The organism is Streptomyces sp. NPDC013317 (genome assembly GCF_055563155.1).
Genome location: NZ_JBVHDX010000014.1, coordinates 1 through 16,230 on the forward strand (window position 1 = coordinate 1; position 16,230 = coordinate 16,230).

The following is a 16,230-nucleotide window of genomic DNA, read 5'->3' on the forward strand; positions in this document are numbered from 1 at the left end:
TGCAGGGGGGACCCTGTGGGAGAGTAGGACGCCGCCGAACAATTTTTAGCCTCAACCCCTGGACCTGGTCCGGGGGTTGAGGCATTTCTGCGTTCGGCTGCTTTCGGCCAAGACTTGACCGTGCCATGACATCTCTCGATCGTTGTGTCACCCTTCGTGGCGCACTCCGAACCCGGGTGGCTCCGCCAGGCGGCTCGGGTTCCCCCACCCACAACGCAGTGGCAAGGAGGAGCGACATGAAGTACACCCCCACACTGAGTGGATTGGCCGCGCTGGTGATCGCGGCCGGCATCGGTGCGTCCACATCGGCTTACGCCGACACCACCGCCGACCTCAAGGTCGACGGCGTCATCGTCGTCGCCGGGAACGCCTGCAGCTGGACCAACGCGAGCAGCAGCGCCAACCCGCCGAGCGCGCTCACCGTCGACCGGGCCACGATCAACAAGCCGGGCGGCAACCTGGCCTGCGGCGGGGGCATCACTGCCTCGCTCAACAACAACCCGGCCTTCACCTTCGACGATGCCGCCGGAACGGCGACGACCGACGCCATCGACATCACCGGGAAGCAGTCGTTCGTCTCCTGCCGCTACAAGGCGACGAACATCGTCTGGAATCGTGACGCGGCTACCAGGAAGTATCTGAACCGGCCGTTCACCGCCAGCAAGGTCTCGGGCTCGTTCCTCTGCCCGGGCTCCTTCAGCGCGGCGGCCGGGGAGGCGTCTGTCGTGTTCCGTTGATCCGGTGAACGAACGGTGGCCGGTCGCTGTGCGCTACAGGCGGCCGGCCGCCTTGAGGGCGAGATACGCGTCTGCCAGGGCCGGCGCGAGGTTCTCCGGGGTGGCGTCGACGACCGTGATGCCGTGGTGGCGGAGCTGGTCCGCGGTGCGGTGGCGCTGGGTCTGAGCCTGGGTGGCCGCTGCCGCCTCGTACACGGCGTCGATCGTGCCGCGGCCGGCGGCCATGCGGTCGGTGTACGGGTCGGCGACTGAGGCCACGAGGACGGTGTGGCGCTGGGTGAGCTGCGGGAGGACCGGGAGGAGGCCCTCCTCGATCGGGGCGGCGTCGAGGCTGGTCAGCAGGACGAGCAGCGAGCGGCGCGGGGCCCGGGCCAGGGCCGTCGCCGCGAGGCCGCGGGCGTCCGTCTCCACGAGTTCGGGTTCGACGGTGGCCAGTGCGTTCACCACGGCCGGCAGGACGTCGCCTGCGGAACGGCCCTGCACCTGGGCGCGGAGACGGCGGTCGTAGGCCAGGAGGTCGACGCGGTCGCCGGCGCGTGCGGCGAGGGCCGTGAGGAGAAGGGCCGCGTCCATCGCGGCGTCGAGACGGGGCACGTCTCCGACGCGGCCGGCCGACGTGCGACCGGTGTCGAGGACGATCAGGATGTGACGGTCGCGCTCGGGGCGCCAGGTGCGGACGGCGACGGTGGTCTGGCGGGCGGTGGCCCGCCAGTCGATGGAGCGTGTGTCGTCGCCCGGGACGTACTCGCGGAGGCTGTCGAACTCCGTTCCCTCGCCGCGGGTGAGGACGCTGGTGCGGCCGTCGAGCTCGCGGAGGCGGGCCAGTCGCGACGGCAGGTGCTTGCGGCTGGTGAACGGCGGCAGGACGCGGACCGTCCACGGCACGGTGTGGTTGCCCTGGCGGGCGGCCAGGCCGAGCGGGCCGTACGAGCGGACGGTGACGCGTGCGGCGTGGCGGTCGCCTCGGCGGGTGGGGCGGAGTGCTGTGGTGAGAGCCCTGCGTTCGCCCGCTGGGACGGTCAACTTCCTTCGGGAGGCGGCCTGTTCTGTGCCAGGGAGCCAGCTGCTGGGCGGCCATGCGTCGCGGAGGTGGGCGCGGAGGCGCCGGCGGGACGGGTTGGTCACGGTGAGCTGTACGTCGGCGCTGTCACCCAGTCGAACTGTTGTGTCACCACTTCGGGTGAACTGGAGCTTTCGCACTGGCGCGGCCATCACGTAGTCGCACAGAATTGCGAGTGAGAGGGGCGCGTTCACCGCGAGCATCCCCGCCCAGCTGGGGGCGAGGATGCCTACGGGGAGCGATCCGAGGGCGGCGAGCAGCGCGGTTCGTCCGGTGAGGGCCATGAGGCGCCGTTCTCAGCGGGGTACGGGGACGTGGGCGAGGATGGAGTTGATGACGGAGTCGGCGGTGACGCCCTCCATCTCGGCCTCGGGGCGCAGTTGGACGCGGTGGCGGAGAGTGGGGAGCGCGAGGGCCTTCACATCGTCCGGGGTGACGTAGTCCCGGCCGGTGAGCCAGGCCCAGGCACGGGCGGTGGAGAGCAGGGCGGTGGCGCCTCGGGGGGAGACGCCGAGGGTGAGCGAGGGGGATTCACGGGTGGCACGACAGATATCGACGACGTAGCCGGCGATCTCGGGGGAGACCGAGGTCTTGGCGACGGCATCGCGGGCGGCCTCGAGTTCGGCGGGGCCGGCTACCGGGCGGACTCCGGCGGCCTTGAGATCGCGAGGGTCGAAGCCGTTCGCGTGCCGGGTCAGGACGTTGATCTCGTCCGCCCGGGAAGGCAGCGGGACCGTCAGCTTGAGCAGGAAGCGGTCGAGTTGGGCCTCGGGGAGTGGATAGGTGCCCTCGTACTCGACGGGGTTCTGGGTGGCGGCGACGAGGAACGGGTCGGGCAGGGGACGGGGGGTTCCGTCGACGGTGACCTGCCGCTCCTCCATCGCCTCCAGAAGGGAGGACTGGGTCTTGGGAGGCGTGCGGTTGATCTCGTCGGCGAGCAGCAGGTTGGTGAAGACCGGGCCCGGCTGGAAGGAGAACTCCGCGGTACGGGCGTCGTAGACGAGTGAGCCGGTGACGTCGCTCGGCATCAGGTCGGGGGTGAACTGGACGCGCTTGGTGTCGAGTTCGAGCGTGGCCGCGAGCGCGCGGACCAGCAGCGTCTTGGCGACGCCGGGGACGCCTTCGAGGAGGACGTGGCCCCGGCAGAGGAGGGCGACGACGAGTCCGGTGACGGCGGGGTCCTGGCCGACCACCGCCTTCGCGATCTCGGTGCGCAGGGCCTCCAGGGAGGCCCGGGCGCTGTCCGAGTTCGTGGCGGTCTCGGGGGTCGGGGCGCTCATGAGGTGCGTACCTCTCTTTCGAGGGCGTCGAGTTGGTCAGCCAGGTGGATGAGAGCGGCGTCGTCGGCGGGAGCCGGGCCGAAGAGAAGGTCCCTGGCGTCCGCGGTGGTTCCGGAGAGCCGGGCCGAGAGCGAGGGGAGCAGGGTCTCGGGCGCGTGGGCGTCCTGGGCGGCGACGCCGAGCAGAGGGGCGATCCGGGTGCGGGTCGCGGTGCGCAGGACGGTGGCGGCGCGGTCGCGCGCGTTGCCCTTGCGGTAGAGGCGGGCGCGGCCCTCGGTGGCTTCGGAGGCGCGGACGGCCACCGGGAGCGGTTCGGTGACCAGAGGGCCCAGACGCCGGCCTCGCCAGACGGCGGCGAGGACTGCGGCGAGGGCGAGTTGGAGCGTGCCCCAGAGCCAGCCCGAGGGGACGAGCGAGAGGAAGCCGTCGGTGGTGCTCTCGGGGGTCTCGCCCTCGGCGGCGGAAGCATCGGAGAGAGAGGGGAGGTACCAGACGAGATGAGGGCGGGAGCCGAGGAGGTGCAGGGCGAGCGAGGCGTTGCCCTGCTGGTCGAGACGCTCGTTGAAAAGGATGTCGGGGGAGCCGAGGAGCACGGTGTCACCGCCGCCCGGGGTCGGGAGGACCACCAGGGTGGGCAGGCCTCCTCCGGGGTAGCAGGCGGTGGCGTCGGTGACGTCCGTGGTGTATCGCTCGCCGCCGAGGTCGACGGGGCCGGCGCTGACGGCGGCGGGGAGGACGCAGGAGGGTTCTCGGCTCGTGACCGACGTGCTGGTGGCGGCGGTGACGCCGGGGGCCAGGGTGTCGAGCGAGGGATGGCCTGCGCCGACGAGGACGGTGCGGCCGTCGGAGGCGCTCATTGCCTGGCGCAGCGTGAACTGCTGATGGTCGGTCAGCAGGTCCGGTGTCGTGACCAGGAGGGTGCTGTCGCCTCCGGTGGCGGCGGTCACCTCGTCGAGGGTCGTGACCACCTGGAGGGTGACGCCCTGCGCCTTGAGGATCTCTGCGACCGCGCGGCTGCCGTTGGGGTCGGCGGAGCGGGGATCGAGGTGGCCGTGGTGGTCGGTGGAGCGCACGGCCGCGAGGAGGACACCGCCGATGACGACGAGTCCGAGAATGAGGAGGACGACGCGGGCCCGGCCCCATATCTGGCGGGGGCCGAGCGAGGTCGAGGTGGCGCTCGTGGGCGGCCGGCTCACTCGGTGCCTCCCGCGGCAGCGGCGTCGAGGGTCGGCCTGGTCCGCTCCAGGGCCGTGTCGAGTTCCTCGACGCGGCGGTACGCGGACTCGTCGGCGGTGCGGCCGCCGTATGTGACGTCGTCGAAGGAGCGGGCCGCGGCGCGGAGTTCGTCGGTGTGCGTGGGCAGACTGCGTGCCGCCTCGGCGGCTGCCTCGTCCGCCGTGCGTCCGGGGCGGGGGTCGAGGAGGGTGCGCTCCTCGAGGGAGCGGACGATCGCCCGCATCCGTTCCTGGAGGGCCTGGTTCCAGCGGCCGGCGGCGGCGTGCCGGGCGGCGGCCGTCCGGTGTTCGTCGGCGGTGCGGGGGCCGTCGTCGAAGAGGGAGTCGCCGGTGGAGGAGCCGGGCTGCGGGGTGCCGAGCCGCCACCAGAGCGCACCGACCAGGGCGAGCACGACCACGACGATGGCGAGAAGCCCGAGCAGGCCGCCCGGGGTTGCCCCGGATGCGGCGTCGAAGAGCCCGCCGACCCACTTCAGGAAGCGGTCGACGCCCCGTTCGAGCAGGCTCGGGTCGTTCTCGTGGTACATCGGCTTGGACAGTTCCCGCTCCGCCGCCTCCCGGGCGGGGACGCGGGGTACGTCCACCGGTACGTCGTCGACGCCGCGTAGCGGCAGCCGCGCCGTGGTCATGCCCCCCGTGTGGATCACCCCGTCAGCCTCCGGTGGCGGGGTCGCCGGGGGCGGGTCCGTAGCCGGGGACACCGGCGGCGCGGGCGAGTTCGAGGTCCAGGGCCTCGCGACGGATGCGCTGGTCGATGTAGAGGAGGACGGTCACCCCGGCCGAGATCGGGTAGGCGATCGCGTTGGTGATGACGCCGCCGATGCCGGTGACGATCAGGAACGTCCAGCCGAATTCGGGGGTGGAGCCCGAGACCAGGCCGCTGAACCCCTGGCCGTCGGCGGCGATCCCGATGATCGCGAACGGGATCGCGATGATCATCGCCATGATGAAGAGCAGCAGCTGCGTGAGCAGCGTGATGCCGAAGATGCGCCACCAGGATCCCTGGACGAGCTTCGCCGAGCGCTTCAGGGAGGCGACGATGCCCTGTCGCTCCAGCATCAGGGCCGGGGAGGCCAGGCTGAAGCGGACCATCAGCCAGACGACCACCACCAGGCCGCCGAGCGCGCCGAGGGCGACGAGCGCGCCGCCGGCCTCGTCACCGAGGAGGGTGCCGGGGAGCAGCGCGACGACCATGACGGCCGCGCCGATCAGGGGCAGCAGCAGAGTGAGCCCGAGCAGCTGGAGCAGCCGGGGGCGGGCTTCCCGCCAGGCGGCACCGAGGGAGACCGGCCTGCCGAGCACGGCGCGGCTGATGACCACCGTGAGCAGGGCGGCGCTCACGAGGGTGGCCATCAGAAGGATGAGGATCGCCGGGACGGAGGCGATGAGGCTCGTCTGCAGCGTGTCGCCGAGCTGGGCCATGGCCTCGCTCGGGCTCGCGTCCGGGTTGATCTCGGGCGGCGTCGGAACGAGGTAGCGCTGGGCGAGGATGTCGGCGACCTGGGAGATCACCGCGACGGTGACCGTGATCGCCAGGACCGTGCGCCAGTAGGTGCGCATCGTCGACACCGCGCCGTCGAGGATCTCGCCCAGGCCCAGGGGGCGCAGGGGGATCACTCCGGGCTTGGCGGCCGGCGGCTTGCCCCAGCTCCCGTGCGGCGGCTGGCCGCCCCAGTTCTGGGCCGGTCCGGGGGCGGGCGGTCGGCCCTGTCCCGGGACGGGGGCGGTCGGCGGGGACCACTGGCCGGCGGGCGGCTGGTCCTTGGACCACTGGGGGGCGGAGCCGTTCGCGTCACCGGGCGTGGTGGGCCGGGGGACCCCGGAACCGTCCTGGCCGTCGGAGGGAGCAGATCCGGGCGAGGTCCAGCCCGGAGTGTCGTTCACGGTCGTCCACCTCGAGGAATGGTCGCGGGGCCGGCTCGGACAGCCGGCGCGGTCTCAGTGGCCGATCCCCGTGCGGGGTGGCGGGCCGTGAGTCATCGTGCCACGAGGGGCCCGCCGGTGGGCCGGGGCCGCTGCCACCTTCTGACCTTGGTTCTCGGCGGGGAGGGGCGCAGAAGGGGCGGATGGCCGCTCAGTACCGCAAACCGTGCGCGGAAGCGGCGCTTCGCCGGTGGTGAGGGGGCGGGGCCGGGTTCGGTCATGGGCCAGGGGCGGGTGCTCGGGGTACGGTTCAGGACGGCCGACGGGGGCTACGGGTCCATGTCCGACATCAGCGCCCACGCACAGGGGCGACGTGCGGTGGACGATCACCGACGTTGCCGCTGGTCAGTGAGGTATCTCACCAGCCGCCTTGAGACTGATACGGAAATGGGATGATGTCGATATGAAGGGACGCGTTCTCGTCGTCGACGACGACACCGCACTGGCCGAGATGCTCGGCATCGTGCTGCGGGGTGAAGGGTTCGAGCCGTCGTTCGTCGCGGACGGTGACAAGGCGCTCGCGGCATTCCGCGAGGCCAAGCCGGACCTGGTGCTGCTGGACCTGATGCTGCCCGGCAGGGACGGCATCGAGGTGTGCCGGCTGATCAGGGCCGAGTCCGGCGTGCCCATCGTCATGCTGACCGCCAAGAGCGACACCGTCGACGTGGTGGTGGGCCTCGAGTCCGGGGCCGACGACTACATCGTCAAGCCGTTCAAGCCGAAGGAGCTCGTCGCCCGTATCCGGGCGCGGCTGCGGAGGTCGGAGGAGCCCGCGCCCGAGCAGCTCGCCATCGGCGACCTGGTCATCGACGTGGCCGGTCACTCGGTGAAGCGGGACGGGCAGTCCATCGCCCTCACGCCGCTCGAGTTCGACCTGCTGGTCGCCCTGGCCCGAAAGCCGTGGCAGGTGTTCACCCGTGAGGTCCTGCTCGAGCAGGTCTGGGGCTACCGGCACGCTGCCGACACCCGACTGGTGAACGTGCACGTCCAGCGACTGCGCTCGAAGGTCGAGAAGGACCCGGAGCGGCCGGAGATCGTGGTGACCGTCCGTGGTGTCGGGTACAAGGCGGGGCCGAGCTGACATGAGCGTAGGCAGTACTGCTCCGAAGCCCGGGGACCCGGGAGTCCGGTCGGGGCGGGCTGCCGGACCGGGACGGGGGGGCTCGCGATTCGGCCGTCTGCTTCACAGCCGTACGCCGGGTGGATCGGCCCTCCGGCTCCTCGCCCGCTGGACGCGGCGTCCGCTGCTGCCCGCCGTACGGCTGTGGCGGCGGAACATCCAGCTCCGCGTCGTCGCGGGCACCCTGCTGATGTCGCTCGGCGTCGTGCTGCTGCTCGGCCTGGTCGTCATCGGCCAGGTGCGTAACGGTCTCCTCGACGCCAAGGAGAGGGCCGCCCAGAGCCAGGCCGCCGGCGGGTTCTCCGCCGCCCAGGACAAGGCGGCGACCACGCCGTCCGGGCCGGGCGGGCAGGACGGCGGACGCGCGGGTTCCTCGCTGACCTGGCGGTCCACGTTGGTCGAGCAGCTCGCCAGTGGTGGCCAGAGCGCGTTCAACGTGGTTGCGCTCTCCATGGAGGACTCCGACGGGCCCGCGAGCCGTGGCGCGCGTGCCTCCGGTGAGGTCAACCCGGACACCAGCATCCCCGGAAACCTGCGGCACTCCGTCGCGCAGGGCACGGGCACGTTCCAGAAGTACACGCGGATCCACTACACGAACGGCAAGGAAGCCGAGTCCGCGCTGGTGATCGGCAAGCGGCTCAACGACGCCGAGGGCACCCAGTACGAGCTGTACTACCTCTTCCCGCTGGCGCAGGAGGAGGACTCCCTGACTCTGGTCAAGGGCACCCTGGCGACCGCCGGGCTCTTCGTGGTCGTCCTGCTCGGGGCCATCGCCTGGCTCGTCGTCCGCCAGGTCGTCACCCCCGTGCGGATGGCCGCCGGGGTGGCCGAGCGGCTGTCAGCGGGCCGCCTTCAGGAGCGGATGAAGGTCACCGGCGAGGACGACATCGCCCGGCTCGGTGAGGCCTTCAACAAGATGGCGCAGAACCTCCAGCTCAAGATCCAGCAGCTGGAGGAGCTGTCCCGGATGCAGCGGCGGTTCGTCTCGGACGTGTCGCACGAGCTGCGTACGCCGCTGACCACGGTCCGGATGGCGGCCGACGTCATCCATGAGGCCCGCGTCGACTTCGATCCCGTCACGGCGCGCTCCGCCGAGCTCCTCGGCGACCAGCTGGACCGGTTTGAGTCGCTGCTGGCCGATCTGCTGGAGATCAGCCGATTCGACGCGGGGGCGGCGGCCCTGGAGGCCGAGCCGATAGACCTGCGCCAGGTGGTACGGCGGGTGATCGGCGGTGCCGAGCCGCTCGCCGAGCGCAAGGGCGGCCGGATCGTCGTCGTCGGCGACGAGCAGCCGGTCGTGGCCGAGGCCGACGCCCGGCGGGTCGAGCGGGTGCTGCGCAATCTGGTGGTCAACGCGGTCGAGCACGGCGAGGGCCGGGACGTGATCGTCAAGCTGGCCGCGGCCGGCGGGGCCGTCGCGGTGGCCGTGCGGGACTACGGGGTGGGACTCAAGCCGGGCGAGGCGACCCGGGTGTTCAACCGGTTCTGGCGGGCTGACCCGGCACGCGCGCGTACCACCGGTGGGACGGGCCTCGGCCTGTCGATCGCCGTGGAGGACGCGCGGCTGCACGGCGGCTGGCTCCAGGCCTGGGGCGAGCCCGGTGGCGGCTCGCAGTTCCGGCTCACCCTGCCGCGCACCGCGGACGAGCCGCTGCGCGGATCCCCGATTCCCCTGGAGCCGGAGGACTCGCGGCGCAACCGCGAGCAGGCTCAGGTCCGGACCCCCGCCCAGGGGCGGACGGAAGGGCGCACGGGGGACGGCGACCGGCGTCAGGTGGCGCTGCCGGTGCAGCCCGCGGGGGACCGCCCCGCCCTGCCCGTACCGCCGCGGATGCCGCCGGCGCCGCGGGCCACGGCGGATCCGACGGCGCTGCCGGGCAGTGGCGCCCGGGTCGTCGCGCGGGCGACGACCGAGGCGGACAGCAGCAGCGAGGCGAGGGCGTCGACGCACGCCGAGGGGGAGGACGGGACACGTGGGCGCTGACTTCCGAGGAGAGCGGAAGGCGGCCGTCGACAGCGGGACAGCCGCTGCCGCGCGCTCGTCCGCCCGACCGGTGCGGACGAGCCTGCTGCTGGCGTGCGGAGGGCTGCTGGTGGCCGGCTGCGCGACGATGCCCGACAGCGGGGACGTCCAGCAGGTGAAGGCGTCCAATCCGGGCGACTCGCAGGTCCGGGTCTACGCCGTGCAGCCGCGGGAGAACGCGCAGCCCGACGAGATCGTCGACGGCTTCCTGGAGGCGATGACCAGTGACGACCCGGGTTTCGCCACGGCCAGGAAGTATCTGACGAAGCAGGCGGCGCGGGCCTGGAAGCCGGAGCAGAGCATCACCGTGCTGACGACCGCGCCCGACCGTGAGCAGGCGGACCGGCTCGCCGACGCGGAGAACGAGGGCCGGTCCTATCCGATCCGCGGCCGGCAGATCGCGACCGTGGACGCCCGGCACGCCTACCAGCCGAGGAACCCGGCCGAGTACAAGGACTTCATCCACGTCGTGCAGCAGCCCGCCGCGGACGGCAAGGGCAGGGAGTGGCGCATCGACCACCTGCCGTCCGGGCTCGTGCTCAGTGAGGCCGACTTCCAGCGCAACTACCGCTCCGTCAACACGTACTACTTCGCCTCGGGGGAGGACTGGGTCGTCGCCGACCCGGTGTACATCCGGCAGCGGCAGGACCCGGTGACCCGGATGGATCCGGTGACCCAGACCGTGAAGGCGCTCCTGGAGGGGCCGACGAACTGGCTGAAGCCGGCCGTCGATTCACGGTTCCCGTCGGGTACGGAGCTGAAGGAGGGCGTCACCACGCTCGCGACGGACGACCAGTCCACGCTGAAGGTGCCGCTCAACGCCAAGGCGGACCGGGTGGGCGGGGAGGTGTGCCGGCGGATGGCGGCACAGCTGCTCTTCACGCTCGGTGATCTGACGTCCGTACGGGTCGAGCAGGTGGAGCTGCAGCGGGGTTCCGACGGCGGGCGGCTGTGCGTGCTCTCCAAGGCGCAGGCCGAGGAGTTCGCGCCGGTGCGCGACTCGGGCCTGGCCGAGAACCCGTTCTTCGTCGACGAACACGGCTCGCTGAAGACGCTGCCGGTCGGCGGCAAGGAGGACGCGCAGGCGGACGTGACGCCGGGGCCGTTCGGCAAGGGGGCGACGCCGCTGCGGTCGGTCGCGGTCGACCGGGACGAGAGCCGTGCGGCCGGGGTCGGCAAGGACGGGCGTGAGCTGCGCGTGGCGTCGATCCTCACCGACCACGAGCTGCGCCCGGCCCTGGTGACGAGTACCGCGGCCAGGCCCGAGGACCGGCTGTCCGCGCCGAGCTGGGACGGGCGCGGCGACCTGTGGGTCGCGGACCGCAACCCTGCGAAGCCGCGGCTGTGGATGGTGCCGGACGGCGAGGGCACGCCCGTGGAGGTACGGGCTCCCTGGCTGGCGGACGGGGCGCGCGTCCAGTCGCTGAGGGTCTCGGCGGACGGTGTGCGGATGGCCCTGGTCCTGAAGGAGAAGGACGGCAGCACCGCGCTGAAGATCGGGCGTGTGGAGCGCGCGGCCGACGGGGCGGGGGCGACCGTGTCGGTCGCGGACCTGCAGCCGGTGGCGCCGCGCATGGAGGCCGTGACGGCCGTGTCCTGGGCCGGTCCGAGCAGGCTCGTGGTGGTCGGCAAGGAGGCCGGCGGGGTCCAGCAGGTCCGGTACGTCCAGACGGACGGGGCGACCTCGGCGACCTCGGTGCTGCCGGGGCTCAACGGGGTGACGGCGGTGGCCGCGCCGAACGACGACAAGGCCCCGGTGGTGGCCGACTCCGGCAACGACGGCATCGTGCGGCTCGCGCCGGGCGCGAACTGGCAGCGACTGGTCAAGGTCGCGGGTTCCGCGCCGGTCTACCCGGGGTAGCCGACCGCCCGGGTGATCCCGGGGAAGCCGCTGCGTGCCGCCCGGGCCGCCCGTTGTCCACAGACAGGCCGGGGCCGCTGTCCACAGGGGTGGCCGGGCCGGTCGGTCAGGAGGACAGTGGGAGCCATGCGGGGGTGGTGGCGCGAGATCGCCGGACTGGTGCTGCCGGTCGCCTGCGGAGGCTGCGGCAGGCCCCGTACGGAGTTGTGCCCGTCCTGCCGGGCGGAGCTGACCGGAAGGGGGCCGCGGCTGGTCCGTCCGGTCCCCGAGCCGGCCGGGCTGCCGAGCGTGCATGCCGCCGCTCCGTACGCCGGCGCCGTGCGTTCCGTGCTGCTCGCGCACAAGGAACGCGGCGCGCTCTCCCTGGCCGGGCCACTCGGGTCCGCGCTCGCGGGCGCCGTGGAAGCCGCTGTCGGGCACTGTGACGGCCCGGGGGCCCTCCCCCTTCTCCTCGTACCGGTGCCCTCGTCCCGTCGCTCGGTGCGGGCGCGTGGCCACGATCCGACCCGCCGCATCGCGCTGGCCGCCGCCGGCCGGTTGCGCCGTCGGGGGCGGGCCGCTCGGGTGATTCCCGTACTGCGTCAGCGCCGCGGAGTCGCGGACCAGTCGGGGCTCTCCGCCCACGCGCGGTTCGCCAACCTGGCCGGGGCGCTCGAGATCGTGAAGGGCGGTGTGCGGCTCGTCGAGCGCGGGCAGGTGGTGCTGGTGGACGATCTGATGACGACGGGCGCCTCGTTGGCGGAGGCGGTGCGGGCACTCGGCGCCGTACACCCGCCGTTCATCTCGACCTCGGGCGGCGGCGGAACGGAGAGCCGATTCGTACGGCCCGCGGCCGCGGTGGTCGCCTGTTCGCCGTCGTCGTTCGATATAAACCGGAACGGACTGGTGAGTTGCATCGTTGCAGGTGATGAGAGGTGAAAACACCCGTACGGAGGTATGTGGCTGCAGCGGGTGCCGACACCCGACCGAACGAGCTATGTTCGGTTGTGAGGAACGGCGAATGCTACGCCTCACCGAATGCACGGGTGCGCCTACAGGACAGGAGTTCAGGGCGAATTAACCTCAGATTGGTGGGGTGGGGATCTCCCCGGCTGGGGAGGAGGAGGTGAACGTCGCCAAGTCCGAGACTCCGGCATTCACCGGAGTCTGGTGCAAAGGGAGAAGCTCAGCGGCCTAGGAGCCGAGCTGAGCGATCCGGGAACGGAGTTCTGCGTGGACATCGTCGTCAAGGGCCGCAAGACCGAGGTGCCCGAGCGGTTCCGCAAGCACGTGGCCGAGAAGCTGAAGCTGGAGAAGATCCAGAAGCTCGACGGCAAGGTGATCAGCCTCGACGTCGAGGTGTCCAAGGAGCACAACCCGCGGCAGGCCGACCGGTCCGACCGTGTGGAGATCACCGTCCATTCCCGAGGCCCGGTCATCCGGGCGGAAGCGGCGGCAGGCGACCCGTACGCAGCGCTCGACCTCGCCCACGGCAAGCTCGAGGCGCGACTGCGCAAGCAGCACGACAAGCGGTACACGCGCCGCGGCAACGGCAGGCTGTCCGCGGCCGAGGTGGCCGACGTGGTGCCGGGCGTGGCCCAGCTCAACGGGAACGGCCAGCTGGTCGCCGACGAGACCGGTGAAGTGCCCACCACGATGATGGGCTCGATCGAAGTGCAGGGCGAAGGCCCCCTGGTGGTCCGGGAGAAGACGCACAGGGCCGCCCCGATGACCCTCGACCAGGCGCTCTACGAGATGGAGCTCGTCGGTCACGACTTCTATCTGTTCGTCGACTCCGACACGAAGCAGCCGAGTGTCGTCTACCGGCGGCACGCGTACGACTACGGCGTCATCCATCTGGAGAGCGACCCGCTCGCCGAGGGTGGCGGCGCCGGTGGTGCCCTCGGCGGCTGACCCGCAGCCGCAGGACCACACCCATATCTGTCCGTCACGGTGCCCCTGGAGCGCCCCATGCGCCCCCAGGGGCACCCCCGTGCTCCCACGGGATCACCGCGTCGTCGCCCGGGCATGAAATCATGGCGTGCACGCCAACCTCTGGTCCGAGAGCAGAGGTTGAAGGACCGAACACGAATTCAGGCCACGGCCTTCAGGGGGAGGAACGATGGCGGACAGCTTCGGGCCGGTGCACAGCGGGCGGGAGTCCGATGGCGCGGCCATCACCGAGGGATCGGAATCGGACAGCGGGGAGTCCCGCAAAGAGCCGATCCGGGTCCTCGTGGTGGACGACCATGCCCTCTTCCGTCGGGGCCTGGAGATCGTCCTCGCCCAGGAGGAGGACATCCAGGTCGTCGGAGAGGCGGGCGACGGGGCCGAAGCCGTCGACAAGGCAGCGGATTTGCTGCCCGACATCGTCCTGATGGATGTCCGGATGCCGAAGCGGGGTGGCATCGAGGCGTGCACCTCCATCAAGGAGGTGGCTCCCAGTGCGAAGATCATCATGCTGACGATCAGCGACGAGGAGGCCGATCTCTACGACGCGATCAAAGCGGGGGCGACCGGATATCTCCTGAAGGAGATTTCCACCGACGAGGTCGCGACCGCGATTCGCGCGGTGGCCGACGGGCAGTCGCAGATCAGCCCTTCGATGGCGTCCAAGCTCCTCACCGAATTCAAGTCGATGATCCAGCGCACGGACGAGCGCCGCCTCGTCCCGGCCCCGCGGCTGACCGACCGCGAGCTGGAGGTCCTCAAGCTCGTCGCGACCGGGATGAACAACCGGGACATCGCGAAGGAGCTGTTCATCTCCGAGAACACGGTGAAGAACCACGTGCGGAACATCCTGGAGAAGTTGCAGCTGCACTCCAGGATGGAGGCCGTCGTCTATGCGATGCGGGAGAAGATCCTCGAGATCAGGTGAGGGCTTCGGTCAGGGCGGGGGTCAGGTCCGGGCGGTTGGTGCGTTCGATCCGTACGGCGTCGCAGCCCACCCATTCGGCCGCCTCGCGCAGGGCCTGCGCCATCGGGCCGACCGCCTTGGGGGTGTCCAGCGACACCTGGCGGGCCACCAGGGTGCTGCCCTCGCGCGCCGGGTCGACCCGGCCCAGCAGCTTGCCCCCCGCGAGCAGGGGCATCGCGAAGTAGCCGTGCACGCGCTTCTGCTTCGGCACGTACGCCTCCAGGCGGTGCGTGAAGCCGAAGATCCGCTCCGTCCGCGCCCGCTCCCAGATCAGCGAGTCGAACGGCGACAGCAGCGTCGTACGGTGCCTGCCCCGCGGCTCGCTCGCCAGCGCCGCCGGATCCGCCCAGGCCGGCTTGGACCAGCCCGCCACCGCGACCGGGACGAGGCCTGACGCCTCCACGACCCTGTCGAACTGCTCGGTCTTCAGCCGGTGGTAGTCGGCGATGTCCGCGCGCGTGCCCACGCCAAGCGCCTCGCCCGCCTGCCGCACCAGGCGCCGGAGGCACTCGGTGTCGTCCAGGTCGTCGTGGAGCACGGCGCCCGGGATCGCCCGTTCGGCCAGGTCGTAGACCCGCTTCCAGCCGCGCCGCTCGGTGCACACCACCTCGCCGTACATCAGCGCCCGCTCGACGGCGACCTTCGACTCGGACCAGTCCCACCACTCGCCCTTGTTCTTCGCGCCGCCGAGCTCCGTCGCGGTCTGCGGCCCCTCGGTCCGCAGCTGCTTGATCACCGCGTCGTACGCACCGTCCGCAAGGTGGTGGTACCACTGCGGGCGGGAGCGGTAGGCGCGGCGCCGGAAGGCGAAGAGCGGCCACTCCTCGACGGGCAGGACGCACGCCGCGTGCGACCAGTACTCGAAGGCGTGGGCGTCGGTCCAGTACGCCTTCTCGACCGTCGAACGGCCCACGGCGCCCAGCCGGGCGTACGGAATCAGCTCGTGCGAGCGCGCCAGGACGGAGATCGTGTCGAGCTGCACCTGGCCGAGGTGGCGCAGGACGCCCCGCACCCCCGCGCGGCGGTCGGGGGCGCCCAGGAATCCCTGGGCGCGCAGGGCGATCCGGCGGGCTTCGTCCGCGGACAGTTCGGCGACGGGCGGCGGCACAGTGGTCATGATCCGCACCCTAGAGGGCGGCACCGACAGTCGGGGCCCGGGCCGTGAAGCTCCGGACAGTTCCGGGCGGGCCAGGGCCGGAACAGGCCGGCGATCAGGCCTCGGGACGGGCGGCCGGCAGGTAGGGCACGGGGCCGGGGAGGCCCAGGTCCGAGGGGAGCAGGGCGCCGACCCAGCTGTCCCGGAGGGTGCCCTTGTTCGGCAGCGCGGCCCGCAGGACGCCCTCGATCCGGAACCCGGCCTTCTCGACCGTCGCCCGCGAGCCGACGTTGCCGACCTCGGCCCGCCACTCCAGGCGCGTACAGGCAAGGTCGGTGAAGGCCCAGCGGGCGAGGGCGAGGACGGCCTCCGTCATGTAGCCGCGGCCCCGGTGCTCCTTGGCCGTCCAGAAGCCGACCTCCCAGCACCCGGCGCGCGGGTGGTGCAGCGCGACGGCGGCCAGGATCGGGCCGCCCTCACGGAGCCGTACGGCGAACGCGTATTCGGTGTCGTCGCGCCAGCCGTCCGGGACGACGCGGTTCAGGAAGAACTCGGCGTCCTCGATCCCGTACGGCGACGGCACCGTCGTCCAGCGCTGGATGTCCGGGTCCTGGCAGATGGCGTGGACCTCGTCGACGTCCTCCGGGCCGAACAGGCCGAGGGTGAGGCGTTCCGTGGTGAGTGTCGTGGGCTCCATGGATGGAATTGTGGCGTCCGGACCGTGATGGGTCGAACACTTTTCGTATCCCGGAAGTCCGTGCTCCGGAGCGGAAACTTCCGGATGCTGGAAACCCGGACCCGTAAACGATCGCTTTTCGGGCCCGGCGGCACCTTCGGAGCGTCTCGTGCGTTCTCATTCCGGGCAGCGGTGACGCTCCGGCCCTTCGGGCCTCCCGGCGCGGCGGCGGTCTCGCTTACGATGGCCGTTGCGGTGGGGACCACCTGCCGTGCCCGCGCCCGAGTCCATCACACGACCCAGTGCCAGGCCCGACCGGCAAG

Annotated in this window: 14 protein-coding genes; 7 read left to right on the forward strand and 7 right to left on the reverse strand. The window is 71.8% G+C overall.

Features of this window, described 5'->3' with window-relative positions:
• Nucleotides 1-236 precede the first annotated feature (236 nt).
• Nucleotides 237-737, forward strand: coding sequence for a hypothetical protein (locus ACZ3IJ_RS29235; protein ID WP_467472956.1), 501 nt, complete (start codon nt 237-239; stop codon nt 735-737).
• A 33-nt stretch (nt 738-770) separates the two neighbouring features.
• On the opposite strand, the gene ACZ3IJ_RS29240 is transcribed toward ACZ3IJ_RS29235, so the two are convergent.
• The 5 genes from ACZ3IJ_RS29240 to ACZ3IJ_RS29260 are packed head-to-tail and all read right to left on the reverse strand — an operon-like array spanning nt 771 to nt 6,196.
• Entirely contained in the window at nt 771-2,081 is a 1,311-nt protein-coding gene (locus tag ACZ3IJ_RS29240) for a DUF58 domain-containing protein (RefSeq protein WP_467472958.1), read from the reverse strand.
• A 12-nt stretch (nt 2,082-2,093) separates the two neighbouring features.
• A complete protein-coding gene (locus ACZ3IJ_RS29245; RefSeq protein WP_391797055.1) occupies nt 2,094-3,077 on the reverse strand; it encodes an AAA family ATPase in 984 nt (327 codons plus the stop codon).
• Nucleotides 3,074-4,273 carry a DUF4350 domain-containing protein gene (locus ACZ3IJ_RS29250; RefSeq protein WP_467472960.1) on the reverse strand — a complete coding sequence of 400 codons (1,200 nt, stop codon included), beginning with the start codon at nt 4,271-4,273 and terminating at the stop codon, nt 3,074-3,076. The genes ACZ3IJ_RS29245 and ACZ3IJ_RS29250 overlap by 4 nt, the downstream gene beginning before the upstream one ends.
• Nucleotides 4,270-4,941, reverse strand: a complete 672-nt coding sequence (locus ACZ3IJ_RS29255; protein WP_467472962.1) for a DUF4129 domain-containing protein — start codon at nt 4,939-4,941, stop codon at nt 4,270-4,272. The genes ACZ3IJ_RS29250 and ACZ3IJ_RS29255 overlap by 4 nt, the downstream gene beginning before the upstream one ends.
• A gap of 22 nt (nt 4,942-4,963) precedes the next feature.
• On the reverse strand, nt 4,964-6,196 hold the full coding sequence (locus ACZ3IJ_RS29260; RefSeq protein ID WP_467472964.1) for a DUF7847 domain-containing protein: 1,233 nt from the start codon (nt 6,194-6,196) through the stop codon (nt 4,964-4,966).
• 442 nt (nt 6,197-6,638) lie between these two features.
• On the opposite strand from ACZ3IJ_RS29260, the gene mtrA reads away from it, so the two are divergent.
• The 6 genes from mtrA to ACZ3IJ_RS29290 all read left to right on the forward strand — a co-directional run bounded on the left by mtrA (nt 6,639) and on the right by ACZ3IJ_RS29290 (nt 14,096).
• Nucleotides 6,639-7,316: a two-component system response regulator MtrA gene (mtrA, locus tag ACZ3IJ_RS29265; protein WP_009333493.1), complete on the forward strand. Its 678-nt coding sequence runs from the start codon at nt 6,639-6,641 to the stop codon at nt 7,314-7,316.
• Between the two features lies 1 nt (nt 7,317).
• A complete protein-coding gene (gene mtrB / locus ACZ3IJ_RS29270; protein WP_467472966.1) occupies nt 7,318-9,339 on the forward strand; it encodes an MtrAB system histidine kinase MtrB in 2,022 nt (673 codons plus the stop codon).
• A gap of 127 nt (nt 9,340-9,466) precedes the next feature.
• Entirely contained in the window at nt 9,467-11,239 is a 1,773-nt protein-coding gene (locus ACZ3IJ_RS29275) for an LpqB family beta-propeller domain-containing protein (protein ID WP_467473212.1), read from the forward strand.
• Between the two features lie 126 nt (nt 11,240-11,365).
• On the forward strand, nt 11,366-12,157 hold the full coding sequence (locus tag ACZ3IJ_RS29280) for a ComF family protein (RefSeq protein ID WP_467472968.1): 792 nt from the start codon (nt 11,366-11,368) through the stop codon (nt 12,155-12,157).
• A gap of 294 nt (nt 12,158-12,451) precedes the next feature.
• Nucleotides 12,452-13,132, forward strand: a complete 681-nt coding sequence (gene hpf, locus ACZ3IJ_RS29285; RefSeq protein WP_352187385.1) for a ribosome hibernation-promoting factor, HPF/YfiA family — start codon at nt 12,452-12,454, stop codon at nt 13,130-13,132.
• 208 nt (nt 13,133-13,340) lie between these two features.
• Entirely contained in the window at nt 13,341-14,096 is a 756-nt protein-coding gene (locus tag ACZ3IJ_RS29290) for a response regulator (RefSeq protein ID WP_467472972.1), read from the forward strand.
• Here the strand turns inward: ACZ3IJ_RS29290 and ACZ3IJ_RS29295 are convergent.
• Together ACZ3IJ_RS29295 and ACZ3IJ_RS29300 are read right to left on the reverse strand one after the other, a co-directional pair.
• Nucleotides 14,089-15,252, reverse strand: a complete 1,164-nt coding sequence (locus ACZ3IJ_RS29295) for a winged helix-turn-helix domain-containing protein (protein ID WP_467472974.1) — start codon at nt 15,250-15,252, stop codon at nt 14,089-14,091. The genes ACZ3IJ_RS29290 and ACZ3IJ_RS29295 overlap by 8 nt on opposite strands.
• Nucleotides 15,253-15,346: 94 nt before the next feature.
• Nucleotides 15,347-15,928 carry a GNAT family N-acetyltransferase gene (locus ACZ3IJ_RS29300; protein WP_467472976.1) on the reverse strand — a complete coding sequence of 194 codons (582 nt, stop codon included), beginning with the start codon at nt 15,926-15,928 and terminating at the stop codon, nt 15,347-15,349.
• Nucleotides 15,929-16,230: the final 302 nt, after the last annotated feature.